The sequence below is a fragment of the Nonomuraea sp. K271 genome (assembly GCF_009908215.1).
In the GTDB taxonomy this organism is placed as follows: domain Bacteria; phylum Actinomycetota; class Actinomycetes; order Streptosporangiales; family Streptosporangiaceae; genus Nonomuraea; species Nonomuraea longispora.
Genome location: NZ_JAAAHR010000181.1, coordinates 1 through 18927, shown reverse-complemented (window position 1 = coordinate 18927; position 18927 = coordinate 1). Strand labels below are relative to the sequence as shown.

The following is an 18927-nucleotide window of genomic DNA, read 5'->3' as shown; positions in this document are numbered from 1 at the left end:
GGTGACGATGTGCCGGGGAACGAGCGTGTCGTTCATGTAGGCGGCCACCAGCCCTGGGCGCCCGTCCATCGAGCCGTACGCCCACACCTGGTCGCGGGAGACCGCCCCCAGCGCGGTGACCTGCGCTCCGGGCAAGGGGAAGCGTTGCCGTCGCCCGCCCTCCCATCTCCGTAGGCCCGCGAAGCGGGTCTCCACCACGCCGGCCGACGCCCGTTGTGTGGAGTGGGCGGCCCACACGGCTCCGTCGCGGCCCACCGCGAGGTCGTCCAGCGTGCCGGGCCGCCTGTCGCGCCAGAGCACCCGCCAGCCGGGCGCGGGGGCGGGCTCGGGTCTGAGGTCGTCGGCCTGGAGCGGAGGCTGCGGGCAGCGGGACGGGACGGCGGGGATCGCGGGCAGCGGCGTGCCGGGTTGCGGCCGGGGGGTGATCGCGCCGCCGGGGGACGGAGCGGCCGTGCCGGACGGCAGGGTGGGACGTGACCCGGCGCAGGCACAACCGGCGAGCACCACGGCCAACCCGATCACCGTGAACCGCGCACCCCGCCCGGCCCTGCCGTTCGGTGTGAGTCGTGCGGATCGTCGCACGTGACCGCCCCCTCAGCCGGACTCACTGACGAACCGAAGGATAGGCCCGCCGTGCCGCCCGGCGGGGCCCGCCGCAGCGATCCGGTCATGAGGGTGTCGCACGGACCGGGAACGAGCGCGTTCCCACGCACGATTGGGCCTTGTTGCGGCCGTGGTTCGGGATCACTGTGAACGCAGGAGGCAGTGAGATGTCGCACCCACTCGGAGTCAGCCGTCCGGATCTCGAAGTCACAGACCTGCCCACGCCGGAGGAGGTCTTCAAGGTCTCCAAGATCGGCCCCAAGGAACTCTTCAAGTACGCCGTCGGCCCGAGCCTGATCGCTCTCGGCATCTCGATCGGCAGCGGCGAGTGGCTGCTCGGCCCCCTGAGCGTGGGCCAGTACGGTTTCATCGGCGTCGGCTGGGTGATCCTGGTCTCGGCGCTGCTGCAGACGTTCTACAACGTCGAGTGCTCCCGGTACGTTCTCGCGACGGGTGAGACGCCGGTGGTCGGCTGGGGGCGGGTCCCGCCGGGCTGGCCGCTCTGGGTGCCGCTGTCGGTCCTGATCGTGATCTTCGCGTTCATCGCGGGCGGCTGGGCCTCGTCGGCGGGAGACGGGGTGTACGCGCTGATCCACGGCGCGCCGCCGCCCTCAGGGGATCTGGAGCCGCGCTGGTGGGCCGTCGCCCTGCTGGTTCTGGTGTTCGTCATCACCGCGCTGGCCCGCCGGATCAGCCGTGTGCTGGAGCTGGCGAACTGGGTGATGGTCGGCTCGGTCCTGCTCGCCCTGCTGGCGGTGGACCTGCTCGTGGTGCCGTTCAGCCAGTGGTGGGAGGGCATTCTCGGCTTCATCACCCCGGCCGCGCCGCCGGAGGGGATCACCGCCACGCAACTCGGCGGCCTGGCCGGGTTCACCGCGCTGGCGTCGGGTCTCAACTGGTACGTCATGGGCCACTACCGCGACAAGGGCTACGGCATGGGCCATCGCGTCGGCTTCATCTCGGGCCTGCGCGGCGAACGGCGCGAGATCCTCGCCAGCGGCGTCACGTTCCCCGACGACGAGCGCAACCGGGGGTTGTGGCGCAGGTGGTACAGGCTGCTGATGGTCGACATGTGGGGCGTGTTCTTCGTCGGCGCCGTGCTCGGCATGCTGCTGCCCACGATCCTCATGTCGCATGCCGTCACGATGTCCGGCGAGAAGCCCACACGGGAGAACGTCCCGACGTTCGTGGCCTCGGCGCTGGGCGCGGAGTACGGGCAGGCGGTCTTCTTCATCGGGCTGCTGCTGGGCGTGCTGGTGCTGTTCTCGACGCAGCTCGGCATCTTCGAGGCGATGGTCCGGGTAACGACGGACGCGGCCAACGCCACGAGCCCGCGCCTGCGCGCCCTCATCCAGGGGGATCCGCGGCGCTTCTACTACCCGTTCATGATCGTGCTGCTCGTCATCATCTCGATCATCATCTTCCAATCGCTGCCGGTGGCCCTGGTGGAGTGGTCGGCCAACATGTCGAACCTGGGCGCGCTGCTCTACCCGTTCTTGCTCATGTATCTGAACAGCAAGCTGCCGCGCCCGGCTCGCCCGCGGCCGTGGCACTACGTGATCCTCGTGCTGAACTTCCTGTTCTTCGGCTTCTTCTTCGTCAACTTCATCGCCGACTTCATCGGGGACCCGCTGGTGACGTTCTAGCCGCTCACGGAAAACACTTGCACGTATGCCGAAGTGAACTGGTTCCCTCCAGGTGCCCTGCTAGCTTGTCGCGGACTTGTCAGCGCATCGGAGGGAACCTCTCATGGCTCTGTCGTTCGGCCGCCTGGCCCGCCCCGCCGGCCTGGGGCTCGCGGTGGCGCTCGGTGCCACGCTCTGCGCCGGGGTCGCCACGCAGGCCTCCGCGGCCACGGGGACGTCCGCCACGAACGCCGCCGCTCCGCGCGCGAAGCTCTACGAGCTGGTGACGAAGGACGGCGGGTTCTTCTACACGGCGAGCGCGTCGGAGCGGAACACCGCGGTCGGCAGGCACGGCTGGAAGGTCACGCGGACGCCGCTCTACTACATCTCGCGCCAGCCCTTCCCCGGCGGCAAGCCGATCTACCGGCTGCGCTGGACGAAGAAGGCGTCCTACATCGTCACGGCCTCCCCGGCCGAGCGCGAGCGTCTGACGGGCACCGGCAGGTTCCGCGACGACGGCGTGATGGGCTACGCGCCCGCCTCTGCCTCGGCCGGTGGCGACGTGAAGGTGTTCCGCCTGACCGGCAAGAACAGGTGGCGCCTCGCGATCGCGTCGCACACCCGCAAGATCCTGGCCAACGAACCGGGCTGGAAGCTCGACGGCCAGCTGCTCTACCAGTTCGGCCAGGCGGGCTGATCCGCGCGAACGGAGAGCGCGCCGGGTTCTCCGGCGCGCCCTCCGTCCTTCCCGCCCTCTCAGCGGCGGAACATCTCCAGCAGTTCGTCGGCGCGCTGGGTGCGGGCGATCCACACCTCGCGGCCGCGCCGCTCCCTGCTGATGAGCTGGGCGGCGATGAGCCGGTCGCAGTGGTAGGTGATGCTGCTGGGCGCCACCTGCATGTCGCCGGCCAGCATGCTCATGGTCATGGGCTGTTCCATCGCGCAGAGCAGGTCCGCGCGGACCGGCCCCATCAGCGCCGACAACTCGCCGTGCGCCGTTCCCCCGGGCCGACGCCACAGCTGGTCGGCGCCGGGCACCGGGTAGGCGATCCACACCGCGTGCTCGTTGTCCAGGCTGACGATGACGGCGTCCTTGCCGGCCAGCATGGGCACCAGAACGATCTTCCTGTCGCCCAGCTCGTACGTGCTGGACTCGACGTCGGCGATGAGCAGCCCGCGCTCGCCGTACGTGATGCGGTGGTTGAGCGCGCCGAGCAGCAGTTCCGGGCCGCCGCGGACGGCGGCGACGCCCACCCGTCGGATCTCGTTGTCCAGCAGGGGGCGGGCGCGGCGCCACAGCGGCTCCGTGGTGTGCCAGACGTCGGCGAGGGCGCCGGCGTAGCCGTGCAGCCAGCGGTCCGGCCGCTCGGCCGCCGGACGCCAGTGGGCCGGCAGCGGCCGGTCGCCGAACGCCTGCTCCAGATCCTTGATCAGGGCGTCGGGCGGCAGGTCGCGCAGGGTGTCGATCTGGTCCCGCACCGAGACGTCCCCGTCGGTGGGCGTGCGGGGCACGAGGCTGTCGGGTACGACCGAGTAGCCGGGGGCGGCGAGCGGCCGTACGGCCTGGTGTCCCTGCGGCCGGACGCGGGAGCTGATCGCCTTGCGCCAGAGCTCCGGCAGGCCGCGGCGGCGTCCGGCGAGCGCGTCGGAGATCATCGCCAGGGCGGTGAGGTGCGGTGAGATCGAGATGGACAGCTGAGGCGTGGAGGTCATGCGCAGTTCGCTCCACACAGCGGTGCTGGTTACGTCGGACTCCTTGAAGTCGGGAAACTCGATCAGGTGCACATCAACCTAATCCTGGCGCTTTCTCCTGACTTACAGTCCGGTTGCACGGTTGATACGGCAGGCCAGCGTACGCGCAGGAGGCGGGCCGCCCAGGCGGTGAGCACCGCGGCGACGCCGTCCACCCGGCGCGGGCGTTCCGCCACCGCGGTGGGGTCACCTCCGGGGACGAGCACGTCGAACGCCGTCAGCGCGCCGGTGGGCAGGCCGGCCTCCCGCAGCGCCACCAGGCCCTGGTGGGCGGGGCCGCTGGTGCGCAGGTCGTGGCTCTCCGGCAGGCCGAGGCGGCAGGTGGTGGGCAACCTGCTGACGAACGTGCTCGACCACACCCCCGACGGCACGCCGGCGACCGTGCGGGTGGCGACGTCCGGTTCGTACGCGGTGCTCGATGTCTCCGACGAGGGGCGCGGGTCACGAGCTCACGGGTGCGGCTTCCCGTGCGGGGGCGGTGGAGCCGATCGGCGGGACGTGGCGCAGCGAGGCGAGCGCGAGCGCCGCGGCCGCCAGCATGATCACGGCACTCGCGGCCCCGGCGGCGGCCAGGCCGCCGGAGAACGCGTCCTTGGCCGCCGCGAGCAGCTCGGCGGCCGCCGGCCGGCCCTCGGCGGCTCCCACCGCCCCGCCGAGGGTGTCGCGGGCCGCGTCGGCGAGCCCCGCCGGCGTCCCTTCGGGTACGGTCAGGCCGGCGCGGTAGACGATCGTGGCAAGGCTGCCCAGCACGGCGAGCCCGAGGGCGGCGGAGAACTCCTGCCCGGTCTCGGACAACGCCGAAGCCACCCCGGAACGTTCCGGCGGGGCGGCGCCGACCACCATGTCGATGCCGAGCACTACCAGCGGGGAACTGCCGGCGAAGAACATCGTCTGGCCGATCACCACGTACGCCAGACCGCCGGCACCCCCTGCCTGCGTGAACAGCACCATGCCGAGCACACCTGCCGCCAGCCCGCCCGCGATGACGTGAGCCGGGCGGAACCGGCGGGCCAGTACCGGAGTGACGGCGATGCCGACGATCACCGTGGCGCTCGTCGGCAACATCCAGAGCCCGGCCTGCAGCGGGGAGAGCTCCTCGACGAGCTGGAGGTACTGGGCGGCGAGCAGGCCCAGCCCCGGGCCGATCATGGCGACCAGCATGAGCGTACCGAGGGAGGCGCTGAACTTGCGGTCGCCGAACAACTTCAGATCGAGCAGCGGGTCGGCGAGCAGCCGCTGACGCCGGACGAACACGACGCCCAGGGCCAGCCCTGCGGCGATGCCGGTGACCGGGCCCCAGCCGAAGTCTCCGGCGGCCAGTTCCTTCAACCCGTAGATCACGGGCAGCACCGCCGCCATCGAGAGCACCACGCTCACCAGGTCGATGCGGCCCGAGCCGGGATTGCGGTATTCCGGCAGCAGGAGCGGCCCGGCCACCAGCAGCAGCACCATGACCGGCACGTTCATCAGGAAGACCGACCCCCACCAGAAGTGCTCCAGCAGCACGCCGCCGACCAGCGGCCCGATCACCATGCCGCCGATGAACCCGCCCATCCACAGGCTGATGGCGCGGGTACGCTGCACGGGATCCCGGAACATGTTGCTGATCAGCGACAGCGTGGACGGCATCAGCGTGGCGCCGGCGACGCCGAGCAGACCCCTCGCCACGATCAGCAGCTCCGCCGTCGGCGCGTACGCCGCGAGCACCGAGGCCACCGCGAACGCGGCGCCGCCGATCAGCAGGATCCTCCTGCGCCCGACGCGATCACCGAGCGTGCCCATCGTGATGAGGAAACCCGCGATGAGGAACCCGTAGATGTCGGAGATCCACAACAGCTCGGAACTGGTCGGGCGCAATTCCTCGGTCAGCGCCGGCACGGCCAGGTGCAACACGGAGATGTCGATCGACAGCAGCAAGGTGGGGAGAACGAGCACGGACAGTCCGGTCCATTCCCGCCAACCAGCCTGTGGGGAAGCAGTCTTGTTCATACGCGTCACGCTAGGACCTCAAGTCCTGTTGAGGTCAATGCGGCTCGCAGGTTATAACCTGTGACGCTTATCTCCCTTTATAACTGCACATGTCAGCACCGGCGATGATGAAGTAGACATGTACGACGGAAGCAGGATACGTACGGTCCTTATAACGGGTCCACGGAGCAGGACAGGACGGCGATGCGCGAACCGGCGGCCGAGCACCGGCATCGACGGTACGCGGTCGCCGTGCTGCCGGCGCACGCCGTGGCCACCCAGGCCATCACGTTCGTGCTGCGGCCCACGATGGCGTACCGGGCGATCGAGCTGGACGTGCCCGCCGCGTGGCTGGGGCTGCTCGGGGCCAGCTTCGCGATCGCGCCGCTATTGCTGGCCCTGCCCGCCGGCCACATCGCCGACCGCTACGGCGAGCGGCGCGTGGCCGTGACAGGGGCGTTGCTGCTGACGGCGTCGAGCGCGGCGTTCCTGGTGCTCGGCCACACCGTCCCCGGGCTCGTCACGGCCGGGATCCTGCTCGGCACCGGCCACCTCGGCTGCGTCATCGCGCAGCAGGCCCTGGTGGCCAACACCACCCGGCGCGGCGGCCACGACACCGCGTTCGGGCGCTACACGTTCGCCGCCTCACTCGGGCAGGCGGCGGGGCCCGTGCTGATCGCCGTGTTCGGCGGGGACCAGGCCATCCCCGACACCGGCCGCATCTTCCTGTGGTCGTGCGGCCTGTCCGCCGTGCTCGTCGCGCTGTCGGCGGCGCTCGCACGCAGCCCCCGCCCCGAGGCCGGCGAGCGCGACGCGGGCGGGGACGTACGCTCGCTGCTGCGCCGCCCCGGGCTCGCGTACGCCCTGGTGACGAGCTGCGTCGTGCTGGCGGCCGTCGACATCACGCTCGTCTACCTCCCGGCGCTGGGCACCGAGCACGGGCTGAGCGCGGGAACGATCGGACTGCTGCTGACCGTGCGCGGCCTGGCGTCGATGGTCTCGCGCTTCTTCCTCGGCAGCCTCTCGCGCGCCCTCGGCAGGCGCCGGCTCCTCGTCGGCAGCACCGTGGGCGCGGCCGTCGCCATGCTGGTCACACCGCTGCCGATGCCGCTGTGGCTGCTCACGCCGGTGCTGGTCGTCCTGGGGTTCGGGCTGGGCGTGGGGCAGCCGTTGACCATGTCATGGCTGGCCGAGTCGGCGCCGCCGGGGCTGCGCGGGCGCGCCATGTCGCTCCGCCTGGTCGGCAACCGCACCGGCCAGCTCCTGCTGCCCGGCGCCGCCGGGCTCGTGGCGGCCGGCGCGGGAGCCGGGGGCGTACTCCTGGTCACAGCCTTCGGCCTCGGCTGGGCCGGCCTCGCCGCCCGCCACCTCCCCGTCGACCCGTAACCCAGGCCTGGCCACCAACCCGCCGGCGCGCGAACGAGCCCACACCGGAACCGCCGGCGCACGAACAGACCCCGCGGACACACGGAGCCGCCGGGGCACGGACATACCTGCGGACGAGCCCCGACACGAAGGACACACCGGACGCCCGCATGGGACAGCGGAACGGCGGCACACGGAGAGCGCGCCGAAGCACCGGACTCCGGGACGCGCGCTCCACGGCGGGCGGGAGCGCGCGCGGGTCAGTGGATGGTCTACCAGTCGCCGCCCTCGTCGTCGCCGCCCTCGAAGAACTCCTCGACGACCTCCTCCACGACCTCGCCCGCCACGAGGCCGCCGACCACGCCCGCCGCGCCGGCCGTGGCGACCATGCCGAGGCCGGGCCCGCCGTGGAGCCCCTGACCGTAGTGCTCGTGGTGGCCGTGGTGGCCGTGGTGGCCGTGGTGGCCGTGGTGAGCGGGGTGACCGGGGTGGCCGCCGTACTGGGACAGGCCGTCGAGCCAGCGGCCCAGCTCGGCCGCCCAGTCGGTGGCGAGGGCGTCGTCGTGGCTGACGTGGAAACGGCCGATGGCGTCGCTGGAGGAGTAGCGGCCGGACCGTTTGTCGGCCTCCAGCACGACCTGCAGCCCCGCCGCGTCGGCGACGAAGGTCACCTCGACCTCGCCGACCAGCCCGGAGTAGGGCCCGGACGGGTAGAACTCGATCTCCTGGTAGAACGGCAGCTCCTGCCGCACCCCGTAGAGCTGCCCCGCCTCGAGGTCGGCCGACTTGAAGCCGAAGCCGAGCTGCAGGAACGCCTCCAGGATGCGCAACTGCGAGGGCAGCGGCTCGACGGCCACCATGTCGAGGTCGCCCTTGTCGACGGCCTTGGCGATGGCCAGCTCGGTGCGGACCCCCACGGCCATGCCGGTCAGCGACTGTCCGGCGATCTCGCTGATCGGCGTCTCCCACGGGACGGGAAACCGGAAGCCGACGGTCCGCTCCTCACCCTTGGCCAGCGTGAAAGGGCCGGAGACCTGCGCGCGGGAGAACTCGCCGAGCCCGGCGTGCTCGCCTTCGCCGTGCTCGATCTCGACCCGGGCGACCAGCCCGAGCGTGATGTGCTCGATCTCGGCGTCGAAGTCTCCGCCCTTGAGCCGCACTTCCCCTTCCAGCGTGCCGCCCGGCCGGGTCCGGGAGGCGGACAGGACTGTGTCCACCGAGGGGGCGCCGACGCCGAAAGCACCCAACATCCGTTTGAAGACCACGACTCTGTTCTCCCTGGTTTGAAGATCGTTTGTGTGCCGCTGACCTAACGATTCGTACCCGGCCGGAGTTCCGCTCGTCGAGCAGACGCCGGAAGCATCCTTCATGTCTGTTTCGTCGTGTCCACTGATCCGAACCGCGCCGGGATGCCGGGCGCGGCCCGCAAGCGACATGCGCTGAGCCATGCTTGTATATGGCCAATCATTGATGTTTCATTTTTCGTTGACCGGGATGGGCGGGCGGACAGTGGGCCGTGCGAGACACGCACATGGCGACGCGAGGGGGCAGATGAGATCCCTGCGGGCTCTACGGTGGTTGCCCTTCGCCGTCATGCTCTGCGTCGCCGTCCTCGACGTGCTGGCGGGCCCGTCGCTCATGTTCCTGCCGCTGCTCACGCTGGGCCCGGCCTTCGCCTCGTTGTCGGGCGGAGTACGCCGCACCTCCGCGGTGGGGGCGGTGGCGCTGGCCATCTGCCTGTTCCTGGCGTCGTACAACAACCTGGTCCTGCACTGGCAGAACAACCTCACGGTGGTCAGCATCGCCGGCGTGACCCTGGCCAGCATGCTGGCCGCCCGCCTGCGGCTGGAGCGCGAACGCGAGCTGGCCAGCGTCCGGCAGGTCGCCGAGGCCGCCCAGCGGGTGCTGCTGCGGCCCGTACCGCGCCGGGCGGGCGACCTTCAGGTGGCGCTCTCCTACACCTCGGCGGCGGCCGAGGCGAGAATCGGCGGCGACCTGTACGAGGTCGTGACGACCCCGCACGGCGTACGCCTGCTGATCGGCGACGTCCAGGGCAAGGGCCTGGCCGCGGTCGAGACGGCCGCCTGGGTGCTGGGCGCCTTCCGTGAGGCCGCCTACGACGAGGCCGAGCTGACCGACATCGGCGAGCGGCTCGAGGTCAGCCTGACCCGGCACCTGGACGACGAGCAGTTCGTCACGGCGACCGTCGCCGAGGTGCACGCGGGCGAGATGACGCTGGTGCACTTCGGCCATCCGCCGCCGCTGCTGATCAGGCCCGACGGCACGTGCACCACGATGGATCCGCCGGAGCAGGGCCTGCCGCTCGGGCTCGGCACGCTCGACGCCTCCGCGGCCAAGCCCCACCGCATCCCGTTCGGCGAGGGCGACCGGATCCTGTTCGTCACCGACGGTGTCATCGAGGCCAGAAACGCGGCGGGCGAGTTCTACCCGCTCACCGACCGCGCCGGTTTCCTGACGCTGCCCGATCCGCAGGCCGCGCTGGACGCCCTGCGGGCCGACCTCGTGGAGCACGCCGGCGGGCCGCTGCTCGACGACGCGGCGATGTTGTTGCTGCACCGCCGGTGTTCGTGAGGTTACGTCGGCGAAGGATGCCGAACGATAACGATTGACTGTGAACCGACCACTCCATGTGTCCTGCCAGCTCAGCCCGTGGAACGCTACTGGCGGCATGTCGACGGGAGGAGCGAGGATCTGGTGACAGCGGGTAACCGGGCATGGATGCGGCTACGGTCCGGGCGGCCGGTCGCCTCGGCCGCGGCGGCCATGGCCGTGACGCTGGCCGCCGCGAGCTGTTCCCTGCTGGGCCAGTCCGCACAGGAGCAGCCGCCCGTCGCGCAGAAGACCACCGCGGCGCCCGAGGCGTCGCCGGGCCGCAGCGGCGCGGCGGGCAAGCCGCCGCAGGTGGAGGACGGCTGGCCACGCTGGGGGTTCACGCACACCGGCGTCAGCGCCAACAACATCGACCCGGAGTTCGAGCAACGGGTCACCGGCCGGCTGGCCAGGACCCCGATGCTGCAGAACCAGCACATCATGGGCTTCGGGGCGTTCAACCCCGAGCCGCGTCCCGGGCAGTACGTCTGGGAAGACCTCGACAGCCGGATGAACCTCATGCGCCGGTCGGGCGCCACGCCGGTCATCACGCTCTGCTGCGCCCCCGACTGGATGAAGGGCGGCCCCGAGGGCCCGACGTCGGAGGAGGGCTGGGCCGAGCACCTGGAGGACGCCCCCTACCCGAAGCACTTCGACGACTTCGCCAAGCTGTCGGCGGCCGTGGCCAAGCGGTACAAGGACGTCAAGTACTTCATGGTGTGGAACGAGTTCAAGGGATTCTGGAAGGACCATTCCAAGCCCGCCGACGCCAAGGGGTACACCGAGCTGTACAACAAGGTGTACGACGCGGTGAAGGCGGCACGGCCCGACGCCCAGGTCGGCGGCCCCTACCTCGGCTTCGACAGCAACGAGGGCGGCGACTCCGAGCTGCGCGGCGAGTGGGGCATGGTCAACCAGCACGTCATCGACGCCTTCACCTACTGGTTCGACAACAAGAAGGGCGCCGACTTCGTCGTGGTCGACGGCGCCTCGATGACCGACGCCCACCAGTTGCTGCCCGACGAGTTCCGGGCACTGGAGAAGTTCGCCGCGGTCACCCAGTGGGTGCGCGAGAAGGCCGGCGACCTGCCGGTGTGGTGGTCGGAGTGGTATTTCGTGCCGGAGGACGGCACCACGTGGCCCGAGCCCAAGCGGCTGGCCGTGCAGGCCGCCTCGATGATCGAGTTCGCGCGGAGCGGCGCCGCCACGGCCCTCTACTGGAACCCGCAGGCGAAGGAGGGCTCCTGCCCGGCATGTCTGTGGCATCCGCGTACGGGCGCCGAGCAGCCCACGGCAAGGCTCGTCGCCGGCTTCACCCGATGGTTCCCTGCCGGGGCGGAGCTTGAGCCGCTCACCTCCTCCGATCCCCAGGTCAGGGTGCTGGCCCAGCCGGAGCAGCTGCTGCTGGTCAACACCTCCGGCGGCCCCGTGACGACGACCGTCGACGGCACGCAGTTCGCGCTCAAGCCGTACGAGATCAAGTGGAGCGGCCGCTGATCGGTGGCCGGCCGCGTCTGCTGCCCTGCTGATCGAACCGATCAGTTCGACCAGGATGAAGGCCGACATGGCCGACGCTCCCGCGGACGACGTCCCCACCGGCCCGGGCCGCCCGCCGGCACCCCGGCGGTGACGTTCACCAGTGGCGGCCACACGCTGCTGGGGGTTCTGCACCTGCCCACCGGGCCCGGGCCGCATCCCGTCGTGGTGCTCCTGCACGGCTTCCCGGGCAACGAGCGCAGCTTCGACCTCGCGCGGGCGCTGCGCCGGGCCGGCTACGCCGCGCTGGTGTTCCACTACCGCGGCTCGTGGGGCGTGGGCGGCTCGTACGCGCAGGACCCCGCGGTGCGGGCCGTCGTGTCGGTGGCGGCCTTCGATCTGGGCGTGGCCGCGGCGGCCTGCCGGGCCGTTCCCGGCGCGCGCGAGGCGTACGCGGCCGCGTGGGAGGACGCGCTGCTGCCGCTCCGTGGCACCAGGGGCGCGGTCTACCAGGCGCATCCGGTTCCCGGGGCTGCAGCATCGGCTCTATCCGACCGACCACGCCCTGTCGGACCACCGGCTGACGCTGGCCCGGACCGTCACCGGCTTCCTCGACCGCCACGTCGTTCATTAAAACGTGTGAAGCCCCTGTGCAGGCCTCTTGACCCTACGCTGCCGCCACAATACCGTCCCGGTGAGGCCGATCCAGGTAAAACGTTTTGCGCGGTGAAGCCGCGTCGGAGGGCAGCACCATGGCCAGCACCAGGCAGGTACGCGTAGGGCTCGTGGCGGGAGGGCTGGGAGCGTACTGGCCCCAGTTCCCCGACCTGCTCCCCCAGCTACAGCGCTCGTCGGCGCGGGTCTCGGAGCGCATGCGGGAGCTGGACGCGGAGATCGTCGACGTCGGGTTCATCTCCGACGCGCAGGAGGGGGCGGTCGCGGCCGAGAAGCTGCGGGCCGCCGACTGCGACCTCATCGTCGGTTTCCTCACCACCTATATGACCGCCACGATGCTGGTGCCGATCGCGCAGCGCAGCGGCGCCCCCGTGCTGCTGATCAACCTGCAGCCGACCGAGTCGATGGACCACGCCACCTTCGACACCGGCCAGTGGCTGGCCTACTGCGGCGCCTGCCCGCTGCCCGAGATGGCCAACGCCTTCCAGCGGTGCGGCATCCCGTTCCGCTCGGTGTCGGGCCACCTGGAGGACGAGCGGGCCTGGAAGCGCATCGGCGGCTGGGTGCGGGCGGCCGCCGCCAGGGCCGCGCTGCGGCACGGGCGGCACGGCCTGATGGGTCACCTCTACCCCGGCATGCTGGACGTTTCCACAGACCTGACGCTGGTGAGCTCGAACTTCGGCGGGCACGTCGAGGTGCTGGAGTTCGACGACCTGCGGGTGCGCGTGGAGAAGGTCACCGACGCCGAGACCGCGGCCAAGCGCGCCGAGACCGAGAAGATCTTCGACTTCGCCGACTCCGTCAACGAGACCGACCTCGACTGGGCCTGCCGCGTCTCGGTCGGCCTCGACCGGCTGGTGGCGGACTTCGAGCTGGACAGCCTGGCCTATTACCATCGCGGGCTGAACGGCGAGACGCACGAGCGCCTCGGCGCGGGCATGATTCTCGGCGCCTCCCTGCTCACCGCCCGCGGCATCCCCGCCGCCGGCGAGTACGAGCTGCGCACCAGCCTGGCCATGCTGATCATGGACCGGCTGGGCGCGGGCGGCTCCTTCACCGAACTTCAGGCGCTCGACTTCCACCGCGGTCACGTCGAGATGGGCCACGACGGGCCCGCCCACCTCGCCATCAGCGCGAGGAAGCCGCTTCTGCGCGGTCTCGGCGTCTACCACGGCAAGCGCGGCTGGGGCGTCTCCGTCGAGTTCGACGTCAAGCACGGGCCGGTCACCGCGTTCGGGCTCATCCAGCGCCGCGACGGGCGCTTCGCCTTCCTCGCCTCCGAGGGCGAGACGGTCGACGGGCCCCACCTGCAGATCGGCAACACCACCTCGCGCGTCGACTTCGGCCGCGACCCCGGCGAGTGGACCGACGAGTGGAGCGCCACCGGCATGTCCCACCACTGGGCCCTCGGCACCGGTCACCGCGCGGGCGAGCTGAAGTCGCTCGCGCATCTGCTCGACCTGGAGTTCGTGCAGGTCTAGCCGGTGAACGGCCGGGCGGGCACCGCCCCGGTCAGCGCCCTGTGGCCCGCGGGGTTGAGGTGCAGGTGGTCGCCCAGGTCGAGCTCGGGCAGGAGCCGCCGGGGCGCGGCCGGGTCGCGGGCCCGCCCGGTCGAAGTCGATCACGGCGTCGAACCTGCCGCCGCGCCTGATCCAGTCGTTGACCGCCTGCCCGGCCGCCTCGCGGTGGCCTCGGCGTCGTCGTAGGGAAGGTTGCGGCCGAAGGACGTGAGCGTGCCGCCGTACACGCGGATGTCGTGCGCGTGCGCGCGTACGATGATCTGCTCGTAGGCCGCGATCAGGTCCTCGGTGACCCGCTGCTGGGCCGTGCGGGTGGCAGCGCGGTGCCGATGTCGTTGACGCCGTCGTTGACGCCCTCCAGCACGATCAGCCACCGGACGCCGCTCAGGGCGAGCACGTGGCGGTCGAAACGGGCCAGGCCGCCCGGCCCGAGGCCGTCGTCCGGCAGGCGGTTGCCGCCGGCGGCCTGGTTGGACGGCAACGCCCTCGGCGGGGCCCAGCCGGTCGAAGAGCTGGTCGGGCCAGCGGTCGGTGTGGTTGGTGGTGGTGCCCCTGCCGTCGGTCGGCGGGTCGCCCAGCAGGGCGGGCACCGCCGTGCCCGGCTCGGCCTGCACCTCCAGGGCGCTGCGACCTGCCCGTCGGCCAGGTGCGGCGGGCCAGCACCAGGCCGTCCTTCGAGTACGGCGCAGGCGGCAGGTTGTCCGGCTCGTGAGCTGCGGCATGGCCGTCCACGTGCTGACCCGGCGCCCGGGGATCAACGTTGCTCGACACCGGACAGTTCCATCGGATCACCGCCTGCCGGGCGAAAGTGTGATCGAGAAGCTACTTTTACCCGGGCTTGCGGATCAAGTGATGGGCCGGTCGCCGGACCGCGCCTATGGTCGCGTCCATGGACACTCCAGAGACCGGCGAACGGGAGGCGATTGTGGGGGCGGCGATCCGGCTGTTCGCGGCCCTCAGCCACGACGCTACGTCGATGGCGCAGGTGGCGGAGGCCGCCGGGGTGGACGTGGCCACAGCGACCCGGTGGTTCCCCACCAAGCGAGGGCTCTACCTGGAGGTCATGGCGTACGCTCACCGGGCGCTCGCCGCCGCGGTCGAGCAGCCGGCCCGCGAGGCGCAGACCGGACCGCCCGAACGGAGCCTGGAGGCGCTGCACCGGTTCGTCGACGCGTACATCGACCTGTGCGCGGAACACCCCGAGATCCCCGCGTTGTGGACGCACCGCTGGATGTCCGACGCCAGCGACATCGAGGACCTGGAGGAGCACAGCCTTCAGCCACTGGCCAGGGAGTTCGTCGCCGGGTTCACCACGCTCGCGGAGCCGGCGGGGGCGGATCCGGCGCTGCTCACGTACACGATCGTGTGGTGCGTCCACGGTTTCACGCTGAGCGGGACCCTCGACGGGACCGGCCGCCGGATCGGCATGGACGATCCCGAGCTGTTGCGGAGGTTCCGCGCTCACATGCACCAGTTGCTCGATCGCATGGTGGGCCTGCCGCATTGACGACGGGCCGCGACCCGGTAAAGATCACCCGCATGGCTGATTCCGGACAGGCCCTCAGTGAGCGGGCCGAGCAGGCGATGCGGCTGGCGGTCTCGGCTGGGCGGAAGCTGGGGCTGCGCGCGCACGAGCCGCGCGTGCTGCACGACGTGTTCAACGTGCTGGTGCACCTCGCGCCCGACCCGGTGGTGGTCCGCGTGCCGATCCTGGCCCTGGCGCCCGCCACCGAGCAGGCCGAGCGGCAGCGGCGGGAGCTGGCCTTGGTGGGCTGGCTGGCGGACCAGGGCGCGCCCGTGGTGCCGCCGAGCCCGCTGGTGCCGCGCGAGCCGATGGAGTCCGGCGGGACGTCCCTGACCTTCTGGCAGTACGTCGACGAGCGCGACCCCATCGCCGCCGCGCCCCCGGACGCGTTGGAGGAGCGGTTCGTGGAGCAGACCGGGTGGGTGGCCGAGCTGCACCGGATCATGGCCGGTTACCCCGGCGAGCTGCCGGTGCTGGCGCCGCTGGTGCCGGGGACTGCGCAGTCGCTGGCCGTGCTGGGCAAGCGGCCCGGCATCCTGACCACGGCGGACCTCGACCGGGCCGAGCGGGAGAACGCCGTGGTCGAGGCCCTGGTCCGTGACCTCCCCCGCGCCTTCCCCGGGGCCCGCCCGCAGGCCGTGCACGGCGACTCACCGCCGTACAACGTGCTGCTGACGGCCGGGGGGCACCTGTTCAGCGACTTCGAGGACGCCACCCTGGGGCCGGTCGAGTGGGACCTGGCCGGCGCGGGGCCGCGCGCGGTCGAGGCGTACGAGCGGGCGGGGGGCGGGCCGGTGGACCGGTCGTTGCTGGCGTTCATGGAGGGGGCCCGGCTGCTCCAGGCGGTGGCGGCGCTGGCGCTGGCCGAACGGATGCCTGAGCTGGCGGGCATGCTGGAGCCCTTGGTTGTGCAGTGGCGAGCCTGGCCCTCGCTGGAGTTGCCGCATTCCTAGCCGCCTGACCGGGCGCACGCTGCTGGTATGCCAGATCGTAACCATCCCATCACACCCAAAAGTGTATTCTGCCCCTATGTGGCCCTTTGTCCGATTGCCGTGCCCCTCGCTCGCGGTCGAGGCGTACTGAGGCCATGCGGGGCGACCACCTCCCGGGCCCGGGCGAGACGAGCGAATCGTCCCACCTGGACGATCTTCTGATCGAGGCCGTCGCCGGTGCGGGAGCACACATCGGCATGGCGTACGTGCTGGACAGGGGCGGCCACGTCCTCACCCTGGAGTCGGCGGTGGGCCTCCCCGGCTCGATCGCCAGGGCGTGGGCGAGGGTCAGGACGGACGACTTCATCCCCATCGCCCTGTCGGTGCGCGACCAGCGGCTCATCTGGGTGGGCGGCAGGGAGGAACTGGCCCGCTCGTTCCCCGCCGCCGCACTCGCTCTGCCGTACCACTTCGCGCTCGTGACCGCCCCCGTCTGCTCGGGCGGCGCCGCCTGGGGCGGGCTCGTGCTGCTGTGGCCGTCGGGACGCGCCTCCGGACTCACCCCGCGCCAGCGCGAGGTCATCGGCCACGCCTGCGACGAGATCGGGGAGCTGCTGCGGCAGGCCGCCGAGCAGGGCCGTCGCATCACCCCGCAGTGCCGGCCGCGGCTCCTGGACCCGCGTCCCGTGACCGACACCAGCCGGCGCGCCCGCCTGATCGCCCTTGACTGCCTCAACCGCCTGCCGGACGGCTACTGCTGCCTGGACGCGGAGGGACGGGTCAGCCTGGTCAGCGCGCCGGCCGCCGAACTGCTCGCCCACAGCCCGCCCGAGCTGCTCGGGCGGCCGCTGTGGGAGTCGTTGCCGTGGCTCAACGACCCCGCGTTCGAGGACCGTTACCGGGCCGCGGTCATCAGCCGGCAGGCCACCCGCTACACCGCGAGCGGCGTCGGCGCGCGGCAGCTGACCTTCCGGTTCTATCCGGGGTTGTCAGGCGTCACCGTACGGGTCGCGCCCGCCAAGGCCGCCCGCGTCGTCGAGCCAAGCGCCGTCGCCGGACGTGAGCCGCGTGTGATGGCGCTGCACGAGATGTTGCACCTGGCGACCGCGCTGGCCCGCGCGGTGACCGCGCAGGAGGTGGTCGACCTCGTCGCCAACCACGTCATCCCCGTCTACGGCGCGCAGGCCCTGGCCATCCTGACCTGGCAGGACAACCGGATGCGCGTGGCCGCGTCGCGCGGCTACAGCCAGGAGGCCGTCGAACAGTACGACAGCCGCCCCGCCATCCACCAGCTCGGCCCGCCGGACCACTACGAAGCGGCGGAGCCTGCCTTCTTCGCCACGTGGGAGGAGCTGCGCCGTCACCGTCCCGACTCCATCCGCGCCGACGGCATGAGTGCCTGGGCGTTCCTGCCGCTGGCCACCTCGGGCCGGCCCTTCGGCACGTGCGTGCTGGCCTATGCCCACCCGCACCGCTTCAGCGGCGAGGAGCGGGCCACGCTCACCGCGCTCGGCGGGCTGATCGCGCAGGCCTTCGAGCGCGCCCGGGTGTATGACACCAAACACCAGCTCGCCCAGTGCCTGCAGGCCAGCCTGCTGCCCCACGAGCTGCCCGAGATCCCCGGCCTCGACGTGGCCGCCCGGTACGTGCCCGCCCTGCCCGGCATGGACATCGGCGGCGACTTCTACGACCTCATCCGCCTGAGCCCCACCATGGCGGCGGCCGTCATCGGCGACGTGCAGGGGCACGACATGAACGCCGCCGCCCTCATGGGCCAGGTGCGCACCGCCATCCACGCTCACGCCAGCGCGGGGTCGCCCCCTGGCGAGGTGCTCGCGCACACCAACCGCCTGCTCACCGAACTGTCCCCCGACCGGTTCACCAGCTGCCTCTACCTCAGCCTCGACCTGGAGGAGCACACCGCGTGCCTGAGCAGCGCCGGGCACTTCCCGCCCCTGCTCAGCCGCCCCGGCGCCGCCACGCGGATCATCGACGTCTCCCCTGGGCCGCTGCTCGGCATCGACCCCGACGCCAAGTACGCCACCACCGACCTGGTGCTGGAACCCGGCTCGATCCTGACCCTCTACACCGACGGCCTGATCGAGGAGCCCGGCCTCGACCTGGGCGACGCCATGGCCGGGCTGGCCCGCCGGTTCGCGCCCCCGCCCGGCACGCCGCTGTGCGATTCCGCGGCGGACCTCGTCGAGGCGGCCGCCCACGACGACCAGCGTACGGACGACATCGCCGTGCTGCTCCTGCGCGACACCGGCACCCCGCGATGACGCCCCGGTTCCTCAAGTGGTCCGGCGTCCGCGGCAACACCGCGCGGGTCAGCGCGAAGCGCCGCAAGGCCGCGAATAATACGTGGCGGCATGCCGGACGCCCGGATTATCGTGGTCTCACGCGAACCGCCGAAGAGCGGGCCGCGACATCGCCGGAGGAGGAGCCATGAGCCGCGCGGCCGCCGTCAGAAGGGCGCAACGCCAGGCCGGTCAGGCCGTGGTCCGGCGTGCTCCTGGGTGACTCCCCCGAGATTCGCTCACGAGCCGCCTGATGACTCAGGTGGCTTTTTCTTTTCGCGCGCCATGGGCTGATGGTGAAAAGGCATCACATCTGCCTTGCAAGCAGAGGTTCAGGGTTCGAGTCCCTGTCGGTCCACGATTCTCCTTTCGATGCCAGATCGTCTAACAGGCAGGACGCCCGGCTCTGAACCGGGTAGGTGCACGTTCGAATCGTGCTCTGGCAGCTTTGTGATGTCTCAGGACATCGGAAACCCTCGAACCTACGGGTTCGGGGGTTTCGTCGTGTTGGGGTTTGCCTGGGGTTGGTAGTCGCGGGCGGGGTCGATGGTCAGCTCGCGCAGGAGTTCTCCGGTG

At 71.5% G+C, this 18927-nt stretch carries 15 protein-coding genes, 2 tRNA genes and 1 pseudogene; 12 read left to right on the top strand and 6 right to left on the bottom strand.

The window, feature by feature from the left end; genetic code table 11:
- A pseudogene (locus tag GUY59_RS39550) lies at positions 1-522 on the bottom strand (hypothetical protein); the annotation flags it as partial.
- A gap of 248 nt (positions 523-770) precedes the next feature.
- Here GUY59_RS39550 and GUY59_RS39545 point away from each other — a divergent pair.
- Together GUY59_RS39545 and GUY59_RS39540 are read left to right on the top strand one after the other, a co-directional pair.
- Positions 771-2249, top strand: coding sequence for an Nramp family divalent metal transporter (locus tag GUY59_RS39545; protein ID WP_138207299.1), 1479 nt, complete (start codon positions 771-773; stop codon positions 2247-2249).
- Positions 2250-2352: 103 nt separating this feature from the next.
- A complete protein-coding gene (locus GUY59_RS39540) occupies positions 2353-2925 on the top strand; it encodes a hypothetical protein (RefSeq protein ID WP_138207297.1) in 573 nt (190 codons plus the stop codon).
- A 59-nt stretch (positions 2926-2984) separates the two neighbouring features.
- Here GUY59_RS39540 and GUY59_RS39535 read toward each other — a convergent pair whose 3' ends face one another.
- The 3 genes from GUY59_RS39535 to GUY59_RS39525 all read right to left on the bottom strand — a co-directional run bounded on the left by GUY59_RS39535 (position 2985) and on the right by GUY59_RS39525 (position 5969).
- On the bottom strand, positions 2985-4013 hold the full coding sequence (locus GUY59_RS39535) for an ArsR/SmtB family transcription factor (RefSeq protein WP_132341570.1): 1029 nt from the start codon (positions 4011-4013) through the stop codon (positions 2985-2987).
- Positions 4004-4351 carry a hypothetical protein gene (locus GUY59_RS39530; RefSeq protein WP_138207295.1) on the bottom strand — a complete coding sequence of 116 codons (348 nt, stop codon included), beginning with the start codon at positions 4349-4351 and terminating at the stop codon, positions 4004-4006. The genes GUY59_RS39535 and GUY59_RS39530 overlap by 10 nt, the downstream gene beginning before the upstream one ends.
- Before the next feature lie 70 nt (positions 4352-4421).
- Positions 4422-5969, bottom strand: a complete 1548-nt coding sequence (locus GUY59_RS39525) for an MFS transporter (RefSeq protein WP_138207293.1) — start codon at positions 5967-5969, stop codon at positions 4422-4424.
- A 183-nt stretch (positions 5970-6152) separates the two neighbouring features.
- Here GUY59_RS39525 and GUY59_RS39520 point away from each other — a divergent pair, with 183 nt between their 5' ends.
- On the top strand, positions 6153-7334 hold the full coding sequence (locus GUY59_RS39520; protein ID WP_138207291.1) for an MFS transporter: 1182 nt from the start codon (positions 6153-6155) through the stop codon (positions 7332-7334).
- A 251-nt stretch (positions 7335-7585) separates the two neighbouring features.
- Here GUY59_RS39520 and GUY59_RS39515 read toward each other — a convergent pair whose 3' ends face one another.
- Complete coding sequence (locus GUY59_RS39515; protein WP_138207289.1) at positions 7586-8578, bottom strand: sporulation protein; 993 nt, start codon at positions 8576-8578, stop codon at positions 7586-7588.
- A gap of 286 nt (positions 8579-8864) precedes the next feature.
- Here GUY59_RS39515 and GUY59_RS39510 point away from each other — a divergent pair, with 286 nt between their 5' ends.
- The 4 genes from GUY59_RS39510 to GUY59_RS39495 all read left to right on the top strand — a co-directional run bounded on the left by GUY59_RS39510 (position 8865) and on the right by GUY59_RS39495 (position 13555).
- Entirely contained in the window at positions 8865-9905 is a 1041-nt protein-coding gene (locus GUY59_RS39510; RefSeq protein WP_138207287.1) for a PP2C family protein-serine/threonine phosphatase, read from the top strand.
- A 147-nt stretch (positions 9906-10052) separates the two neighbouring features.
- Positions 10053-11420: a GH39 family glycosyl hydrolase gene (locus GUY59_RS39505; RefSeq protein ID WP_138207285.1), complete on the top strand. Its 1368-nt coding sequence runs from the start codon at positions 10053-10055 to the stop codon at positions 11418-11420.
- A 129-nt stretch (positions 11421-11549) separates the two neighbouring features.
- On the top strand, positions 11550-12179 hold the full coding sequence (locus GUY59_RS39500) for an alpha/beta hydrolase family protein (protein WP_201761882.1): 630 nt from the start codon (positions 11550-11552) through the stop codon (positions 12177-12179).
- The gene (locus GUY59_RS39495; protein ID WP_138207283.1) at positions 12152-13555 is read left to right on the top strand and encodes an L-fucose/L-arabinose isomerase family protein; all 1404 of its coding nucleotides are present in this window, start codon (positions 12152-12154) and stop codon (positions 13553-13555) included. The genes GUY59_RS39500 and GUY59_RS39495 overlap by 28 nt, the downstream gene beginning before the upstream one ends.
- A 316-nt stretch (positions 13556-13871) precedes the next feature.
- Here GUY59_RS39495 and GUY59_RS39490 read toward each other — a convergent pair whose 3' ends face one another.
- Positions 13872-14075 (bottom strand): hypothetical protein, encoded by a 204-nt coding sequence (locus tag GUY59_RS39490; protein WP_138207281.1) that lies wholly within the window; start codon positions 14073-14075, stop codon positions 13872-13874.
- Between the two features lie 408 nt (positions 14076-14483).
- Here GUY59_RS39490 and GUY59_RS39485 point away from each other — a divergent pair, with 408 nt between their 5' ends.
- The 5 genes from GUY59_RS39485 to GUY59_RS39465 all read left to right on the top strand — a co-directional run bounded on the left by GUY59_RS39485 (position 14484) and on the right by GUY59_RS39465 (position 18797).
- On the top strand, positions 14484-15101 hold the full coding sequence (locus tag GUY59_RS39485; protein WP_138207278.1) for a TetR/AcrR family transcriptional regulator: 618 nt from the start codon (positions 14484-14486) through the stop codon (positions 15099-15101).
- A 32-nt stretch (positions 15102-15133) separates the two neighbouring features.
- Positions 15134-16072, top strand: a complete 939-nt coding sequence (locus GUY59_RS39480; protein ID WP_161714940.1) for an aminoglycoside phosphotransferase family protein — start codon at positions 15134-15136, stop codon at positions 16070-16072.
- 134 nt (positions 16073-16206) lie between these two features.
- Entirely contained in the window at positions 16207-18333 is a 2127-nt protein-coding gene (locus GUY59_RS39475) for a SpoIIE family protein phosphatase (RefSeq protein ID WP_138208753.1), read from the top strand.
- A 305-nt stretch (positions 18334-18638) separates the two neighbouring features.
- Positions 18639-18709: transfer RNA gene (locus GUY59_RS39470), tRNA-Ala, on the top strand.
- A gap of 15 nt (positions 18710-18724) precedes the next feature.
- Positions 18725-18797 (top strand) — tRNA-Gln (locus GUY59_RS39465).
- The last annotated feature ends 130 nt before the right edge of the window (positions 18798-18927 follow it).

What these genes read in the sequence shown, in the direction of transcription:
- GUY59_RS39485 (WP_138207278.1), top strand. Translation starts at nt 14,484, where the DNA reads ATGGACACTCCAGAGACCGGCGAACGGGAGGCGATTGTGGGGGCGGCG.
- GUY59_RS39505 (WP_138207285.1), top strand. Translation starts at nt 10,053, where the DNA reads ATGCGGCTACGGTCCGGGCGGCCGGTCGCCTCGGCCGCGGCGGCCATG.
- GUY59_RS39525 (WP_138207293.1), bottom strand. Translation starts at nt 5,969, where the DNA reads ATGAACAAGACTGCTTCCCCACAGGCTGGTTGGCGGGAATGGACCGGA.
- GUY59_RS39475 (WP_138208753.1), top strand. Translation starts at nt 16,207, where the DNA reads ATGCGGGGCGACCACCTCCCGGGCCCGGGCGAGACGAGCGAATCGTCC.
- GUY59_RS39520 (WP_138207291.1), top strand. Translation starts at nt 6,153, where the DNA reads ATGCGCGAACCGGCGGCCGAGCACCGGCATCGACGGTACGCGGTCGCC.
- GUY59_RS39540 (WP_138207297.1), top strand. Translation starts at nt 2,353, where the DNA reads ATGGCTCTGTCGTTCGGCCGCCTGGCCCGCCCCGCCGGCCTGGGGCTC.
- GUY59_RS39480 (WP_161714940.1), top strand. Translation starts at nt 15,134, where the DNA reads ATGGCTGATTCCGGACAGGCCCTCAGTGAGCGGGCCGAGCAGGCGATG.
- GUY59_RS39495 (WP_138207283.1), top strand. Translation starts at nt 12,152, where the DNA reads ATGGCCAGCACCAGGCAGGTACGCGTAGGGCTCGTGGCGGGAGGGCTG.
- GUY59_RS39510 (WP_138207287.1), top strand. Translation starts at nt 8,865, where the DNA reads ATGAGATCCCTGCGGGCTCTACGGTGGTTGCCCTTCGCCGTCATGCTC.
- GUY59_RS39545 (WP_138207299.1), top strand. Translation starts at nt 771, where the DNA reads ATGTCGCACCCACTCGGAGTCAGCCGTCCGGATCTCGAAGTCACAGAC.